At 37.5% G+C, this 17113-nt stretch carries 17 protein-coding genes; 13 read left to right on the forward strand and 4 right to left on the reverse strand.

Annotation, left to right across the window (positions count from 1 at the left end; translation table 11 throughout):
* The first annotated feature begins 53 nt into the window (after window positions 1-53).
* From ffh to ACSSV9_RS11720, 7 genes are all read left to right on the forward strand, one after another.
* The gene (ffh, locus tag ACSSV9_RS11690) at window positions 54-1388 is read left to right on the forward strand and encodes a signal recognition particle protein (RefSeq protein ID WP_437347440.1); all 1335 of its coding nucleotides are present in this window, start codon (window positions 54-56) and stop codon (window positions 1386-1388) included.
* A gap of 22 nt (window positions 1389-1410) precedes the next feature.
* Window positions 1411-1854 carry a 30S ribosomal protein S16 gene (gene rpsP / locus ACSSV9_RS11695; protein WP_437347441.1) on the forward strand — a complete coding sequence of 148 codons (444 nt, stop codon included), beginning with the start codon at window positions 1411-1413 and terminating at the stop codon, window positions 1852-1854.
* Between the two features lie 68 nt (window positions 1855-1922).
* Entirely contained in the window at window positions 1923-2156 is a 234-nt protein-coding gene (locus tag ACSSV9_RS11700; protein ID WP_437347442.1) for a KH domain-containing protein, read from the forward strand.
* Between the two features lie 14 nt (window positions 2157-2170).
* Window positions 2171-2704 (forward strand): ribosome maturation factor RimM, encoded by a 534-nt coding sequence (rimM, locus tag ACSSV9_RS11705; protein ID WP_437347443.1) that lies wholly within the window; start codon window positions 2171-2173, stop codon window positions 2702-2704.
* Complete coding sequence (gene trmD / locus ACSSV9_RS11710; RefSeq protein ID WP_437347582.1) at window positions 2694-3374, forward strand: tRNA (guanosine(37)-N1)-methyltransferase TrmD; 681 nt, start codon at window positions 2694-2696, stop codon at window positions 3372-3374. Before rimM ends, trmD begins: the two co-directional genes overlap by 11 nt.
* Before the next feature lie 2 nt (window positions 3375-3376).
* The gene (gene rplS, locus ACSSV9_RS11715) at window positions 3377-3724 is read left to right on the forward strand and encodes a 50S ribosomal protein L19 (RefSeq protein WP_437347444.1); all 348 of its coding nucleotides are present in this window, start codon (window positions 3377-3379) and stop codon (window positions 3722-3724) included.
* Window positions 3725-3778: 54 nt separating this feature from the next.
* The gene (locus ACSSV9_RS11720) at window positions 3779-4525 is read left to right on the forward strand and encodes a type 2 periplasmic-binding domain-containing protein (RefSeq protein WP_437347445.1); all 747 of its coding nucleotides are present in this window, start codon (window positions 3779-3781) and stop codon (window positions 4523-4525) included.
* Between the two features lie 52 nt (window positions 4526-4577).
* Here the strand turns inward: ACSSV9_RS11720 and ACSSV9_RS11725 are convergent, their stop codons facing one another.
* Genes ACSSV9_RS11725 through ACSSV9_RS11740 form a run of 4 tightly spaced genes read right to left on the reverse strand, consistent with a single transcriptional unit; the run spans window position 4578 to window position 8873 of the window.
* Window positions 4578-5765: an NAD(P)-dependent oxidoreductase gene (locus ACSSV9_RS11725; RefSeq protein ID WP_437347446.1), complete on the reverse strand. Its 1188-nt coding sequence runs from the start codon at window positions 5763-5765 to the stop codon at window positions 4578-4580.
* A 30-nt stretch (window positions 5766-5795) separates the two neighbouring features.
* On the reverse strand, window positions 5796-7451 hold the full coding sequence (gene hutU, locus ACSSV9_RS11730; RefSeq protein ID WP_437347447.1) for a urocanate hydratase: 1656 nt from the start codon (window positions 7449-7451) through the stop codon (window positions 5796-5798).
* The gene (locus ACSSV9_RS11735) at window positions 7444-7782 is read right to left on the reverse strand and encodes a hypothetical protein (RefSeq protein ID WP_437347448.1); all 339 of its coding nucleotides are present in this window, start codon (window positions 7780-7782) and stop codon (window positions 7444-7446) included. The genes hutU and ACSSV9_RS11735 overlap by 8 nt, the downstream gene beginning before the upstream one ends.
* Before the next feature lie 2 nt (window positions 7783-7784).
* A complete protein-coding gene (locus tag ACSSV9_RS11740; RefSeq protein ID WP_437347449.1) occupies window positions 7785-8873 on the reverse strand; it encodes an adenosine deaminase in 1089 nt (362 codons plus the stop codon).
* A 179-nt stretch (window positions 8874-9052) separates the two neighbouring features.
* Between ACSSV9_RS11740 and ACSSV9_RS11745 the strand changes: the two genes are divergently transcribed.
* The 6 genes from ACSSV9_RS11745 (at window position 9053) to ACSSV9_RS11770 (ending at window position 17112) form a co-directional block, all read left to right on the forward strand.
* Complete coding sequence (locus ACSSV9_RS11745; RefSeq protein WP_437347450.1) at window positions 9053-10225, forward strand: tetratricopeptide repeat protein; 1173 nt, start codon at window positions 9053-9055, stop codon at window positions 10223-10225.
* Window positions 10226-10300: 75 nt separating this feature from the next.
* Complete coding sequence (locus ACSSV9_RS11750; protein ID WP_437347451.1) at window positions 10301-10624, forward strand: DUF3467 domain-containing protein; 324 nt, start codon at window positions 10301-10303, stop codon at window positions 10622-10624.
* Window positions 10625-10728: 104 nt separating this feature from the next.
* Complete coding sequence (locus tag ACSSV9_RS11755) at window positions 10729-11781, forward strand: hypothetical protein (RefSeq protein WP_437347452.1); 1053 nt, start codon at window positions 10729-10731, stop codon at window positions 11779-11781.
* 5 nt (window positions 11782-11786) lie between these two features.
* Window positions 11787-12506, forward strand: a complete 720-nt coding sequence (locus tag ACSSV9_RS11760; protein WP_437347453.1) for a FecR family protein — start codon at window positions 11787-11789, stop codon at window positions 12504-12506.
* A 22-nt stretch (window positions 12507-12528) separates the two neighbouring features.
* Window positions 12529-14901: a hypothetical protein gene (locus ACSSV9_RS11765; protein ID WP_437347454.1), complete on the forward strand. Its 2373-nt coding sequence runs from the start codon at window positions 12529-12531 to the stop codon at window positions 14899-14901.
* Window positions 14902-17112, forward strand: a complete 2211-nt coding sequence (locus ACSSV9_RS11770; RefSeq protein ID WP_437347455.1) for a CHASE2 domain-containing protein — start codon at window positions 14902-14904, stop codon at window positions 17110-17112. It begins immediately after the preceding gene.
* The last annotated feature ends 1 nt before the right edge of the window (window position 17113 follow it).

Below are 17113 nucleotides of genomic sequence, written 5' to 3' on the forward strand. Positions count from 1 at the left end.
AAATAGTTTGATATTCATCACCTTTTTATTATCTTAACGAGAGTTGATTAACTATGCTCGAAGAACTGACTGAAAAATTCGAACGGGTACTTAAGAAAGTAACTGGACAGGGAAAATTAACCGAAGAAAATATTTCTGAAACTCTTCGGGAAATTCGTCGTGTTCTTTTGGATGCTGATGTAAATTATAAAGTTGCAAAGCAATTTATTGAAGATGTCAAGGTAAAAGCACTTGGGAAGGAAGTTCTTACTTCCATTACTCCCGGTCAGCTTATTACAAAAATTATTTATGACGAATTAACCAGGCTACTTGGCAGTAACGGGGCGGAAATTAAATTAAATCCCTCCGGAATTACAACCATTATGCTCATTGGACTTCAGGGTTGTGGTAAAACTACATTCAGCGCCAAGTTAGCAGGTTTATTAAAAAGCAAAAAACGAGATGTTCTTTTAGTTGCTGCCGACGTTTATCGGCCTGCAGCTGTCAACCAATTGAAAATACTTGGCAAACAGATCGACGTTCCAGTCTTTTCGATTGACGGCTGTATGGATCCGGTGAAAATTGCCGAAGAAGCTATCGAGTATGCCAGAGGAAATAAGCTCAATACCGTAATTATCGACACTGCGGGCAGATTGCATATTGACGAAGAAATGATGCAAGAAGCCGCTGCAATTAAAGCAAAGGTCAAGCCGACTGAAACCTTGTTCGTTGTCGATTCGATGACCGGTCAGGATGCTGTTAATTCTGCAAAGGCTTTTCATGAAAAAGTTGACTTTGACGGTATTGTAATTACAAAGCTGGACGGCGATTCGCGAGGCGGTTGTGTCCTTTCAATACGCGCCGTTGTCGATCGCCCGGTTAAATTTGTAAGTACTGGCGAAAAACTCGATTCGATCGAAGTCTTTTATCCCGACAGGCTGGCTTCCAGAATTCTCGGGAAAGGCGATATCATTTCCCTCGTCGAAAAGGCTCAAAAGCAGGTCGACGAAAAGGAAGCCGAAGAGCTACAAAAAAAATTATTAGCAAATAAGTTTGACTTCGACGATTTTTTGAAACAAATTAAGATGCTAAAAAAAATGGGTTCTTTAAAATCGATCATTTCAATGCTCCCGGGAGTCGGTTCGGCAATTAAAAATGCGGACATTGACGATAAACAATTGGTAAAAGTGGAAGCAATTATTCAATCGATGACAAAAGAAGAACGTCGAAATCCAAAAATTCTTAATGGTAGTCGACGCAAAAGAATTGCACGGGGTAGTGGTAATTCGATTCAGGATGTCAATCGACTTATTAAGCAGTTTAATGAAATGCAGAAAATGATCAAGATGATCAATAAACAAGGTGGTGGAAGGGGGATGTTGAATTTGAAAAAATTTGGATTAAATTAAACATAAAGGAGGAATAAATAAATTGGCGGTTAAATTAAGACTGAAACGAATGGGAAAAAAGAAGCAGCCTATCTATAAAGTTGTTGCTGCCGATTCGAGATCACCAAGAGACGGTAAATTTATCGAAGCAATTGGAACGTATAATCCCAAATCTGAACCGGCTGCAGTAGAAATTAAAGAGGAACGTGCTCTCTACTGGTTAAATGTTGGAGCTCAACCGACTACAACGGTTCGAAATCTGCTTTCTGCTCAGGGAATTTTCCTTAAAAGACAACTACAAAAAAAGGGTTTGTCTGAGCAGGAAATAGAGACAAAACTCGAAGAATGGAAAAAAATGAAGCAAGCTAATTTAGAAGCTAAACTGAATAAGAAAGCAGCCAAAACCAAAAAAGAAGAAAAACAGTCGGATGAAGTAAAGTCTAAAGATTCACAGGAAGCACAGGGTACTGCTTCCGAAGAAGCCTGAATCCGATAATTATGGAAACAGGTACTCTAAATTAGGTACCCGTTATTTACAATATTATAGGTACTCTCATGAAGGAATTTATTGAATTTATCGCAAAACACCTTGTGGATAATCCCGATACTGTACAGCTGGAAGAATCCACTCCCGACGAAAAAACCATTGAACTTACTCTTAAAGTCGGTGCTGACGACGTCGGTAAGGTAATCGGAAAACAGGGAAAAACTGCTCAAGCAATGCGTACATTGCTGACAGCTATCGCTGCTAAAGAAGGTAAACGTGCCATATTAAAAATCTTAGATTAATCGTTTGCTGCGGGATGCAAAATCCTTCGGTAAATGATCTAATCTTAATTGCTGTTGTTAAATCCGTTGCAGGCGAGCAAGGATTTTTTGCGGTAGATTCCTATTCCGATTTTATTGAGAGATTCTTCAACCTCGATTATGTTTATGCTGAGTTTTTTGGCAATGTAAAACGTTTCGAAGTCGAGGAGAGTGTGGTTGAAGATGACCGTGTCTTACTGAAAATAAAAGGTTTCGACACGGCTGAAGATGCAGCTTTGTTTATTGGAAAGAGATTATTCGTGGATGAAGAAAACAAAGTTGAACTTGACGATTTTACTTTCTTTATCCATGATTTGATAGGTAGTAAGGTCTACCGTGCAGGTTTTTTTATTGGCACAATTGAAGACGTTTGGGTTCTTAAATCTAATGACGTCTATGTTATTAAAGACAATGACGGAAAAGAAATCCTTTTTCCGGCAATAAAAAATTATATTAAAAATTTCGATGCTGTTAAAAAAAGACTCGACTTAACAGACGATAGCGATTTGCTCTATGACAATGAGGATTGACGTTATATCAGCAGTGCCCGATTTTTTTACGAGTCCGTTAAATACCAGTATACTCAAGCGAGCGCAAGAAAGAAAAAAAGTTGAAGTATACGTTCATAATTTACGGGATTATGCATACGACAAGCATAAGCAGATAGACGATAAACCCTTTGGCGGTGGACCCGGAATGCTTCTTAAACCGGAACCGTTCTTTGAATGTATTGAAAAATTAATGGACCAGCGGAAATACGACCATATAATATTCCCGACTCCCGGTGGTAAGTTTTACAACCAGAAACTTGCCAATCAATTTTCGCTGGCAAAAAATATTATGATTATTGCTGGACACTACAAAGGTATCGATGACCGCGTAAGACAAAAATTTGCTACCGACGAAATTTCGGTAGGTAATTATATTTTGACCGGTGGTGAAATTGCAGCTCTAATAATAATTGATTCTGTTGTTCGATTGATTCCGGGAGTACTCAACGACAGCGAATCGGCATTGAACGATTCACTTATGGACGGTGATATTATTGAAGCACCTTATTATACTCGGCCAGCGGTTTATAAAGGAATGGAGGTTCCTGAAGTGTTACGATCGGGCAACGAAAAAAGAATTAAAATGTGGAAAGAAGAGCAATCGAAAATTTTAACAGAAAAATGGAAAAAAATAAATAAAACGGAGTAACAATGGATAAGATAAAAGAACTGACAGCTGAACAGATACGCACAGATATTCCAGAATTCAGAAGTGGCGATCGTATTAAAGTTCACGTAAGAGTTATTGAAGGCGATAAAGAAAGAATTCAGCCTTTCGAAGGAGACGTAATTAACATACGCGGCTCAGGTCTAACAAAAACTTTTACGGTTCGCAAAATTTCAAGTGGTGTGGGAGTCGAAAGAATTTTCGCCTTTAATTCACCCAAAATTGCCAAAATTGAAGTTATCCGTCAGGGTAGAGTAAGGCGTGCTAAGCTCTACTACCTGCGCAATCTTTCGGGTAAAGCCGCAAAAATTAAAAATAAGAATGATAAATAATATGAAAAGCCGCTCTAAGATGCGGCTTTTTTTATCTATGCCATGAATTTGTATGTGCCAAATAATATCTTTATTCAGATTTTCACCAATGAACCTACAATAAAACAGAATTATTGTATCATCCCTTCTCCTTCGTCTTTAGTAGTAAAAAATTTGTTGAACGATAAAGAAAGTATCGGTCTTATTCCCTCACTGGAATTAATCAACAATAAGGAAATTTTCGTTTCTTCGAAAATTGGTATCTCATTTGATGGTTTATTGTCAGCCGCTTATCTCTATTTTGTAAAGGGTGAAAGAACCATCGATAAAATATATCTTCGCGGCGACATTTCCGTCAACGAAGCCTTAATTTCGAAGATTCTCTTTGAAGAACGTTACTCAGTTGACCCTGAAATAATTCTGGATACTTCTTTAAAATTAGCTCCTCAATTTGACTATCTGATTGCTGGAGACGAAAATTTTATTGACAGTAAATACAAAAAAGGACTTAGTCTGGCAGATGAAATTTCCGATCTTTTAAATCTGCCATATGTTAATTATTTGCTGGTGTCCGAAAACAAACAAAATCTTGAATCATTCAATAATACATTTAAGAAAATCGACACATTGATTGAAGACAATATCGACAATATTTTGAATGAATTAGGTTTGAGCGATGATACAAAAAACTTTATAGCCGACAATTTTAACTCAATTTATTATGAACTAACGCCCAACGAAACAGAAGCTATTCAGGAACTAATTAAACTGGTATATTATCACGGAATAATCGATGATATTATTGACGTGAAATTTATTTAATCTGGTTCTGAACAATAAAAAAGCTGCCTCCAGGAAGGCAGCTTTTTTTGTATTAATCGAGCATTACGTGAGAGTAAGTAATTACATCTGGATTTTGTCTAATTTTTTCGAGCATTTCATTACTGAGAGGAGCTTTAAGTTTCATAGTGCAGCATGCAACCAGTCCACCGTCGAAAATAATGTTTTCAATTTCCTCTATGTTGATATCGCCGTCTTTAATTATACCGAGTACTGAAGCAAGCACGCCGGGCTTATCATAATGTTTAACGACGAGTTGATAGTGTGTATCGGGTGCTTTTGCTTTGTTGACCCAGTGAGCAATAACTCCGCTTTTAATATAATCAAGGATGATATTAACAGTTTCTTCAGCAACTGCGTTTTGTGCCTGTTCTGTTGATGCTCCGATATGATGAGTAACATAAACATTTTCGAGTTCTTGAAGTTTTGAAGAGACGCTTCCTTTTTTGTCTTCCGGCTCGTCATTGAAAACATCCAGTCCCACGCGCAAATTTTTTTCTTTTACTGCCTTGATCAATGCTTCTTCGTCTACGACGTCGGCACGCGAAGTATTGATAAATATTGCTCCATCTTTCATCATATTAAACATCTTTTCGTTAAATAATCCTTTGGTTTCTGGGGTTGATGGGAGGTGAACTGATACTACATCTGCAATCGGTAAAACTTTGTCGAATTCGGAAAAGTCTTTAACGCCGTAACCCTCAATCCTCGAAATATCTTTTGCATAGATATTCATGCCAAGAGCTTGAGCACGTTTTGCTACTTCTTTTCCGATATGACCGTATCCTACGATAGCAAGAGTTCTGCCGTAAAGTCCTTTTGCTTTAGAGTATTCGGCCTTGTTCCATTTGCCATTCCTGAAATCAATTACATTATTTGGTATACGCCTGTCACAGGCAATCATTAGTCCGATAGCCAGCTCGGCTACTGCAATTGCATTTTTACCCGGGCAATTAGCAACATAAATTCCTTTTTTGTTTGCAGCAGGTATATTAATATTATTTACACCGGCACCTGCACGTACAATTAAATTCAAATTCTTCGATTTCTCAATTGTCTCGGCGCTGACGACTGTTGAACGCACAACTAAACAATCAACCTCTTGTGCAGCTTCCGGCAAATCTTTTTCTCCTAAATTAGGATTATAGATGACTTCAATACCGGCTTCTTCCAGTTTTTTAATATACTGTTCAGGAAATTTGTCGGCTATTAATACTTTCATTTTAATTTATCCTGTGTTTGTTAATGATTTCTATTTGTTGAGCATTGGTATATTGATATTGAATTTCAAGGCGTTGTCGATGGCTCTTTCATATCCAGCATCTGCATGACGGACTATTCCCATACCAGGGTCGTAAGTTAAAACGCGTTCAAGTCTTTCTTCAGCAGCAGATGTGCCATCTGCAACGATAACCATGCCGGCATGAATCGATTTACCAATCCCTACACCTCCGCCGTGATGAACGGATACCCAGCTAGCTCCTCCAATGGCATTTAATAGAGCATTAAGAATTGGCCAATCTGCGATTGCATCGCTTCCGTCTTTCATTCCTTCGGTTTCACGGTTGGGAGATGCTACCGATCCACAATCCAGATGGTCTCTTCCAATTACAATGGGGGCTTTTACTTTTTTACTTGCTACAAGCTGATTGAAAATTTTCCCAATTTTAGCTCTTTCACCATAACCCAACCAGCAAATACGCGCAGGCAATCCTTGAAAGTGAACTTTTTTACCCGCCATTTCAATCCATCGTACAAGTTTTTTATTGTCTGGTAATGCTTCAATAACTGCATTATCGGTAACATAAATATCTTCTGGATCGCCACTTAATGCCACCCACCTGAAGGGTCCTTTACCATCGCAAAATAGAGGTCTTATGTATTCTGGTACGAATCCCGGAATATCGAATGCATTTTCCACACCGTTATCTTTTGCTTCTCCACGAATATTGTTACCGTAATCAAACGCAACTGCGCCTCTCTTTTGAAATTCGAGCAGTGCTTTTACATGCTCTACAATTGTTTTCTTTGCCAATGAAATATATTTTTCTGGATTTTGTTTTCTAAGACTCAATGCTTCTTCGAGACTCATACCCATCGGGACGTAGCCATTAAGAGTGTCGTGTGCAGACGTTTGGTCTGTGACGATATCTGGAATGATATTTCTTTTTAGAATTTCCGGCAGCACTTCGCCTGCATTACCTACCAGTCCAACCGAAAGTGCTTCTTTTTTTTCTCTGGCATCGAGTACAAGTTTAAGAGCTTCGTTGAGGTCGTAGGTCATTACATCGATATAGCCTGTATCGAGTCGTTTTTGAATTCTGGAAGGATCGACTTCGATTCCCAGGAATGCAGCACCGTTCATAGTAGCGGCGAGAGGCTGAGCTCCGCCCATTCCACCTAATCCTGCAGTCAACAAAAATTTACCGGATAACGAACCGTTAAAGTACTTATCGGCGCATGCTGCAAAAGTTTCATATGTACCCTGAAGTATTCCCTGAGTGCCAATATAAATCCAGCTACCTGCTGTCATTTGACCGTACATTGTAAGTCCCAGACTTTCGAGTCGCCGGAATTCATCCCAGGTTGCCCAATCAGGAACGAGCATTGAATTTGATATTATAACTCGCGGTGCATTTTCATGAGTTCTAAAAATAGCAACAGGTTTACCCGATTGAATTAACAAAGTTTCGTCATTGTTTAATTCTTTCAGAGATCTTACAATAGCATCAAAACTCTCCCAGTTGCGGGCAGCTTTACCAGAGCCTCCGTAGACTATCAGGTCTTCGGGTCGTTCTGCAACTTCAGGATCCAGGTTGTTCATAAGCATACGCATTGCGGCTTCCTGAATCCAGCCTTTACAAGTTAATTTTGTGCCTGTTGGTGCTTTCACTACTCGTTTAGTCATTAAAGTGCGTCTCTATTATGTTTTTATATTGTTTGTAGAGAGGTTTGAAAAACAATTTTTTTATGAATCCCGCATTTTTAATCTGTTTTTCTAAATGCTTTTCATTTTCTTTCAGTCGGAATACGAGTTTTGTCTTTTCGTCTTTTGTCAGTTTGATAGGGTTATCTTTACTTTCTAATTTTTGAATCAACGAGTTAAATGTTTTAATTTCGGTGTAAAATCTCTCGTCATTCGACATTTGTTTCACAATTGATTTACAAAAAGTGATTAATAATTTTTTTTCGTTCTTGTCGAATTCATAAGAATAATTTTTAAAGAGTGGTTTAGCCATAATTATACCTTTAATGATAGTAATTTTTCTCTCATTTTCTGAAAACCGGGTTTAATAACATGGTAAATATAATATAATCGTTTTTTGTATGGAATAAATGATGACTTCATCGCATTTATATTAAGCTTTTCGACGTCGTCCAGATTAAGTCCAAACAGCTCACTTGCTATTGTATATTCTTTGGTAAGAGTAGTATTGCTCATCAGGCGGTCGTCGGTATTAAGGAAGACTCTAAATTTTTCACGGAACAGTTTGATGAACGGATGATTTTCGAGTTTGTCGATTGCGCCGGTATGGACGTTGCTCAAAAGACAGATTTCCAGAGGCAGTCTCGTGTCGAGTATATATTGTGCGAGTTCCCCCAATTGAACCACGTTGCCATCCTTATCGAACACAATATCTTCGACAAGTCGTGTTGCGTGTCCTATTCTGTGAGCCCCACAAATTTGAATAGCCTGCCATATCGATTCTTTACCAAAAGCCTCGCCTGCATGAATTGTAATATTGAAATTTTTTTGCTTTATGTACTGGAATGCGTCGAGATGTTTTTTGGGAGGATATCCGCCTTCTTCGCCCGCAAGGTCAAATCCTACCACGCCTTGATTTCTGTAATTTACAGCCAGCTCGGCTATCTCGAGTGTATTCTTCATATTCCTCATTCCACATAAAATCAATCCATAACCAACTCCGAAATCTCTTTTGCCTTCTTCCAGACCTTCAAGGACAGCATCAAGAATGTCCTCGTAATAAAGACCTTTTTGCGTATGAAAGACCGGGGCAAAACGGGTTTCGACGTAGCATACACCGTCGTTTTTCATATCCTCCAGCATTTCATAAGCTACTCTTTTGAGAGCTTCTTTCGTCTGCATAACTGCACAGGTGTGTTCAAAACCCTGAAGGTATTCAACGAGGTTTCCTTTATTTGCACCTCTATGAAACCATTCAGCAAGTTCCTCTGCGTCGGTTGTAGGTAATTTTTTATATCCAATTTGTTTTGCAAGTTCAATTATCGTTTGAGGTCTCAAACCACCGTCGAGATGGTCGTGAAGCATTACTTTGGGCACATTTCTGATGATTTCTTCTGTTTTCATTATGTCCTCTTTTATTTTTAAAAATATCCTTTTAACACTCTAAAATCAATTTGACATTTAGTAAAATGGAGAGCTTCAATGCGAGATTCTTTAGTGAAGCATTGAAAAAAATCTTGACTTAGGAATCTTAAATTGGTTATTTTTCGAGGTATTTTTTAAGATAAAATTCAGGAGTATCAATGAAAAAAGCGCTTATATTTTTAAGTATTTTGGGGATGGCTTTGGGGATTACGGCATTTCAGTGTGCTTCGGCGGAATTGACAGGCGCAAAGCTTTATATTAATCAAAAGCAGTACGAAAAAGCTAAAGAAGCACTTCAAAAAGATATTGCTAAAAATCCAAATAGTGACGAAGGATGGTATCTTCTGGGATATATTTATGGTGAAGAAGGTAACATTCCCGAAATGTTAAATGCTTTCGATAAATCTTTATCAATAAGTGATAAGTACAAAAGTCAGATTGAAGATTCTAAAAAATATTACTGGGCAACGAGCTTCAACAAAGGCGTAAATTTCTTCAATAAAGCCAGCAATACAGCCTCTAAGGATACAATGCAAATCTTCTTCGAACAGGCTGCGGAACAATTTAAAAACTCGATTTTGTGTCAACCCGATTCGTCGGTTGGCTACATTAATCTTGTCTATACTTATCTTAATATGAATAAAATTGACGATGCAATTGAACCGCTTGAAAAATTAACTTCACTTGGAAATTCGGCAGAAGCATTTTCAATGTTAGGACAAATCTATACAGAAAAAGGTAATACTTTAATCGATTCATATCGCGAATCTAAAAATGAACAGGATAGCGTTAAAGCATACGAATATTTTGATAAGGCTATTTCTGTACTTGAAAAAGGAAGAGATTTATTCCCGGATGACAACGAAATTTTATTGAGACTTTCGAATGCTTATATTTCGGCAAATAAGCTCGACGTGGCACTCGAAGCTTTCAAAAAAGGCGTTGAAAAAGATCCCGAAAATAAATTCTATCAGTACAATTTAGGTGTTCTACTTTTGAATGCAAATGATTTTGAAGGTGCAGAAAAACATTTCAAAAAAGCGATAGAGCTCGACCCACAGTACACAAATGCAATTTACAACCTGGCTGTAACATATATTCGCTGGGGTGCAAAGATACGCGAGGAGATGGAACAAAATGAAAATGTGAAAATAGACGAAACTAAGTACAAGGAAAAATTCCAGGCTGCCATTCCTTATCTTGAAAAGTATCTGGAAGTAAATCCCAACGAAGCAGCAATATGGGAATTATTGGGTAAAGTTCACGCTAATCTTGGCAACGAAGAAAAATCGGCAGAAGCTTTCAATAAGGCGGATCAGTTAAGAAAATAATTTTTTGCCGGGGGAATTTGATTTCCCCCGGTTTTTCCCTCGCAATGCAAACTTCCCTATAAAACAGGAGCGGCAATGGAACAGAACGAAATAAAAGCTCAACAAATAAATATCGAATTGGGTGAAAAAGAAGCCGAAGGCATCTATTCGAACCTCGCAATAATAACACATTCTCCCGCTGAATTTGTAATCGACTTTACGAGAGTGGTACCTGGAGTGCCAAAAGCAAAAGTGTTAGCAAGAATAATAACAACGCCGCAACATGCAAAAATGCTAATGCGTGCTCTTAAAGACAACATAGAAAAATTTGAAGCACGCTTTGGCGAAATACGAATCGACGCTCACACTTCTCCTCAATATGGGTTTATAAATCCCGATAAGGAAAACAAGATAAATTAAAAACAGCGCCGGGCAAGCTCCGAAATTTTAATTGAGTAAATCATAATATTTAATTACATTTCTGTCGTCTTCAATTAGGGCTGGTAAAATAAATCGGAGCTGCAATGAAGAGAATTACCCTTTTGGTTTTTCTGCTGGCGACAACTTTAAATGCACAGCAAGGGATTTCAATTCAACTGGATATTTTTCAGGACCTCAGTACTATAGACCTTGCGGCATTCCTGCCGGACAACAATATCGCCAATCAACCTCGTGTTATGAGAGTATCAATTTTTCCCGAAAATGTAGAAGTAATTGTTGAAGGATTTGTAGAATGGAAAAAAGATGAAACTTCCGGCTTTGTTCAAGTTGCCTACTTCAAAACCGCCCCTTTTTTATCCAGAAGTTTTTATAACGACGAACTGGATAATGACGATTTAATTTATGAAGAATCCGAATTGAATTCTGATGTTATTTCCGATATTGTCAGTATTGGAAAACCAAGAGGTATTTTCAGGGTAGTTTTGAAAGTACAGGACATTAATTCAGGTGAACAAGATGAAGTGGAAAGGATTTTTACATTTCTTAATGCTACTGCACCTGAAATCACCTCGCCTCTCCAATTTGAAGAAGTCGATGTTGGAAACATTATAATTACGTGGGACCAATCAATAGGAGCAAGCAGCTATATAATTAAGGCAAATTATAAGAATGATGAGGCATCCGACGAAGACGCTCTTAATTCTGGCAATCCGCTTGTGGATAATCTTGAAGTCGATGCAAATATCACTCAAATAAACCTTACTAATTACCTGGGAAGAGAAATCCTGCAGGATACTAATGTGGTTGTTTCGGTTACTGCAAAGATTGAAGGAGCCGGTGAAATTTTATTATTGAGAAGTAAACCAAGAGTTTTCAGAACTTCTTCTACTGCTGGTGGAGAAGCTGCAAATGTGCGTGAGGTCAATCCCGTAATATTGCGATTGGCAAATTTCCTTCAAAACAAGATAAGCTCGGAATTGATAAATAAATTTCTTAACGGCGAGATTTCTCCCGAAGGGATTAAGATTTCAGACAGCGAAGGAAATCAACTTGACTTCAGCGATTTGAATGCTCTTCTCGATTTCTTTGATCAAAATGAACAATCTATAATTTCAGTAGAGTTTAAAAACAGGTGAAGGCAATGAAGAGTAAAGTTTTTATCTTATTAATTATTCCACTTCTCTTTGGATTTAAAAGTGGAGAAGTTGGCAATCTTCAAAAACCTGCCGACGATACAAAGGAAATCATTGCCCTAATTAAAAAAGTATTTAATAGTGTAACATTTCGCTTGACCGAAAAAGAATCTAATTGGCAGGAAGCAAAAATTGGGTTACCCCTTTCTGACGGAAACGAACTGAGAACAGGTTCGAAATCCCTGGCAGTTGTGTTATTCAAAGACGGGTCGGGAATCTTAAGAGTGCGAGAAAATTCAATACTTCATATTTACGGTGCCTCGGAAGGACGTAAATTAAACAAGGATGCGTTTCTTCAAAGAGGGATGATCGGCTTTGATGTGAATAAACAAGACGAGGGAGAAGAATTTCGTTTTACTACTCCTACGGTCGTTGCATCTATACGAGGCACGAATGGATTTCTCGAATTTGACGAGGATAGCACTTTTACCATGTCTTTAGAATCAGGAATGGCCGACCTATCTTTTCGAGGTCCTCAGGGCGGTAGTGGACAATTGAACGGAGGGAATACAGTTGTTATCACACCCGATGGCAATTTCCAATTCCGCACTCAAAATCAGGAAGACCTGAATAAATTAAATATGTCCAAGCATGCAGCAGTTAAGAAAATTTATATTGAAACTGATGAAGGTACAATTGAGATTGAGTACTACGCTCCCGAAGAATAAAAATTTATTACAAGGTATATTTATGAGTAAAAAATATATCATTGTTTTGTGTTTATTGGCGAGCTTAATGTATGCTCAGGTCAGTAATTATATTACAGATGTGCAGGTAAGTAAAGCCATCGAAAATTCGCCGTTAAATATTACTGCCAATCTGACATCCGGTGAAAATATTTCCTCGATGGAAATTGCTTTCAGACAGTTCGGTAAAGATGAATATAGTCTTAAAGAGATGGAGATTAAAGGTAATACTGCATCTGTTAATATTGTCGGCGAGTCTGTACAAAGCCCTTACATCGAATATTACATTGTCATAAATCTGAAAGACGGATCTACCGAGACTTATCCGGAGGGAGTACTTAATGGTGCCCCGCCCATTCAAATAGCAGTTCAAGCGACATCTGAAAAAGATAAAGAGATTTTAATTTTAAGTCCCGCACAATCAGAAAAATTAACCCCAGATAATTTCCTGTTAAGTTTATCTTTCATGAAAGCCCCTGAAACAGTTGATATAAAGAAGACCAGGATATTATTAAACAACGAAGATGTCAGTTCTAAAACACTTATTGCGGGTGATCTGATTATTTTGAGCTCGTCGAATATAAATATAGAACCAGGAAATTATGTTCTAAAAGTGGAAGTGTACAACAAAGATGGCAACATCTATCATACAATATCCCGCTCAGTTCAGGTTGTATCAACTGAGACAATGGAGCAGCTGGAAAATCAATTTAAATTAAGAGGGAATATACGCGCTGAAACCCGATCTGAAAACATGAGCGAATCGAGCACTCAGTATTCCAACATCAACGCAACATTAAATGCATCATACGGTTTCTTGAATTTAGAAGGACAACTTTATTTAACTTCGGAAGAAAAAAGTTATCTACAACCTTACAATCGTTATCTGCTTAAAATAGCCGGGGGCGAAGTCTTTGAACTTCATCTGGGCGACACGTATCCTCAATTCCCATCGCTAATATTAAACGGCAAGAGAGTGCGGGGAATAAGCGGCGAGATTAAATTGGGTCTTTTAAATATTCAAAGTTCACTTGGTGAGATTTCGCGTGGTATTGAAGGTAAACTTATCGAAACATATCAAAAGGAAAATGCTCCATTAGGCTCTAATATAATTTTGATAGACGAACTCAAGTATGGCAATCCATACGGTAAAGTGGAACTGGGAACTTATAAAAGAGAAATATTTTCACTCAGACCATCATTCGGCAGTGGTGAGAATTTTCAATTGGGTTTTTCTTATTTACACGGCAAAGACGATCCAGGTTCTATTGAGTTTGGAGCAAGGCCCAAAGAAAATGCAGTCTTTGGTACAGATCTGATGTTTGCTCTCGATAACAAAAACATAGTATTCAATTCCCAGGTAGCATTTAGTATGAATAATAATGATATCTCGGCAGGTGAAATTGACGATGCCAGAATTGATTCGGTATTTGGAGAAGGGAAAGCCATCGATGTCGATCCCGATCAAATAAGAACTATACGCGATCTACTCGGAAATTTCATAACTGTTAACGAATACCTGGGTCCCCTTAACCCTCAAGAATTAGCTTCGTTTGCGGCAGAAACCAACTTAAATATCAATTACTTTTACAATACTTTGAAAGCCTCGTACATTTATCGTGGCAACGATTTCCAGTCATTTGGACAGAATTATTTGAGGACTGATGTAAAAGGATTTAATATAAGCGATCGTCTCCGTCTTCTGGATAATCAATTGTTCATTTCCCTTGGAGTTGAAAAACTGGAGGACAATTTACAGAATACAAAAATTGCCACTACAACTTTTGATAATATTTCATCTTCGATATCGTATTTCCCAAGGATTAATTTTCCAAAAATTACTTTATCGTACAGCGTCTACAAAAAAAATAACGGCATCGATATTTACGATACTCTCTATAACAATTATATGATTAAAGACAAAACGAACAGAATTTCACTGGGTGTGTCGTATAATTTTAACTGGTATGTTCGCAACTCGATTTCTTTCACTCTTGTAAATCAAAAGAGGGAAGATGAAACGTTGTTTAATAATGATCTTAATTATAATTCAGTTTCTTTGTCGGTCAACAGTTTCTGGAACCGTAATTTGACTTCTTTGATACAAATACTGTTCAACTCGACAGAGATGCAAAGTACTTCTTACGATTACGTTTCATTACTTGGACGTGTAAATTATAAAATGTTGGAAGATCGATTGCAATTTACATTTTCTTACAATCCAAGTTTCGGGGATTATAAAAGACATTATGTAGAACTGCTGGCAGATTACAATTTGATTGCTAATCTTTTTCTTGGATTTCAGGCGCGATTATTCCATTACCCTGGGAAATATACCAATTCAATTGCTGGATTATATGCAAGATTAAATTTCTAAATGGAAATAAAAAAAGAGAAAGATTTATTTGGCGGGATTTTAATTGTATTTCTTTCTGCAATTTTATCCTTTTTAATTACGAATGTATCGCCATTTCAGATCTCACCATTGAAGGATCTGGAATTACGCCTTATCGATAAACGATTTCATGAAAGAGGTGCACTCGATATCAAAGATAGTTCGAATGTTATTCTCCTTGAAATTAATCAAAATACATACGACCAGATACCGGAAAGTCAAAGGAGATGGCCCTGGCCGCGATCCATTTTTTCACATGTCATCGATAATCTTTCGCAAGCAGGTGTAAGAGCAATAGGTATTGATATCAATTTTTCTAATCCGGATTCATATTCTTCGTTGAACGACTCCCTAATGTCTTTATCAATCAAAAGGTGCGGAAAAGTTGTGCTTGCCGGTAAAATCGACATCTCAAATGAGAGTAAATTACAGGCGGGAAAGAGTTTTATTTCCAGTACAATTTACAACTTAGACAATATATTTTTTGGCGTTGACAGTTCAATCGGGATTGTACAGGTGCCATCCGATAACGACGGAGTTTATCGCAGGTATCTTCCTTATGTCAGCTCTGCCGTAATTGGAAAGTCTTTCCCCACTTTCAGCTTTGCTATCATCAACAAGTTCAAAAGTCTGAAGAACAATTATCTGGTTAAAGATACCGCCGATTATTTTATTTTGAACGACGTCAGAATTCCTAAATGGGACACCGAAAGTATGCTTATTAATTTTTACGGAGGTGATGCAACGTTCAAAAGAGTTAATTTAATTGATGTACTGGATGATAAGGATTATGAAACATCAGACGAACAATTGCTCGGCATCGAAGTTAATACATGGGACGACCCGGATATCGGATTGCTTCATTCAGGAATATTCAAAGATAAAATCGTCATTATTGGTTCGACCATGCCAGAAGATAGAGACCTGCTTCCGGTTGCATTTTCGGAAGGCAAGACTGGAAGTAACATCCTCTATGGTATCGAATTCCATGCAAATGTAATTCAAAATATTTTATGGAAAGATTTTTTATATAGGCAGTCATCCTCTGTAATTTTTATTCTTACCTCAATTCTTTCTTTTCTTACTTTTATTCTTACAAATGCCGTAAGAAATATTAAATTGAAAAATAGTATCGTCATTGAAGTGTTAAATATGACGGCCATTGCCTGTAGCTTATATTTAATCTACAGAGGAGCTGTAATTTTGTTTATTGATTTTCATCTTGTTGTGCCGGTAGTAAATTACTCGCTTGCGGTGGTATTGTCCTATTTTACGTCGACAGCGTATAATTTTATTACCGAGCGGAAGCAAAATCTTGTTATAAAAAATATGTTCAGCCAGTATGTAAGCAAGGAGATTGTAAATGAGTTATTAAAGAATCCATCAAAATTGAGATTGGGTGGGGAAAGGAAAGAAATTACCATAATGTTTTGTGATATTGCCAATTTTACATCGTTCTCCGAAAAAAGGAAACCCGAAGAGCTGGTCGGATACATTAATGAATTCCTTAACGAAATGAGTGAAATCATAATTGAACATAAAGGTACTGTCGATAAATATTTAGGTGATGCAATTATGGCTTTCTGGGGAGCCCCTGTTGAAATAAAAGATCATGCGTTGCTGGCTTGTCATGCAGCATTAAAAATGCAAAAACGTCTCGTTGAACTGAGAGAGAACTGGATGGCTGTTGGAGAAATACCAATTTATATTAGAATTGGTATCAATACAGGTGAAGCAATTGTGGGTAATATTGGAGGTGCAAAGAGATTTGACTACACTGTGCTGGGCGATAACGTCAATCTGGCATCGAGACTTGAAAGCGCAAACAAAGCCTACGGTACTAATATTATGATTAGCGCATCGACTTATGAATTGATTAAAGAACATTTCCTCGCAAGGGAACTCGATGTAATCAGAGTAAAAGGTAAAATGGTACCGACTAAAATTTATGAACTGATCAGTCTAAAGGATGACGTTGCAGCAAAGGTAGCACTGGAAAAACTCGATTTTTATTTCCAGGGCTTAAGCTTGTATAAAATGCGCAATTTTGAAGCTGCTTGTGATTACTTCAAGCGAACATTTGATGAACTGAAAGATTATCCTTCACGAGTTTATGCAGAGCGTTGCGAATTTTATATTACAAATCCACCACCTGCAGATTGGGATGGAGTTTTTGAACTTACCACAAAATAAT

This window comes from Melioribacter sulfuriphilus (assembly GCF_051488685.1).
GTDB lineage: Bacteria > Bacteroidota > Ignavibacteria > Ignavibacteriales > Melioribacteraceae > Melioribacter.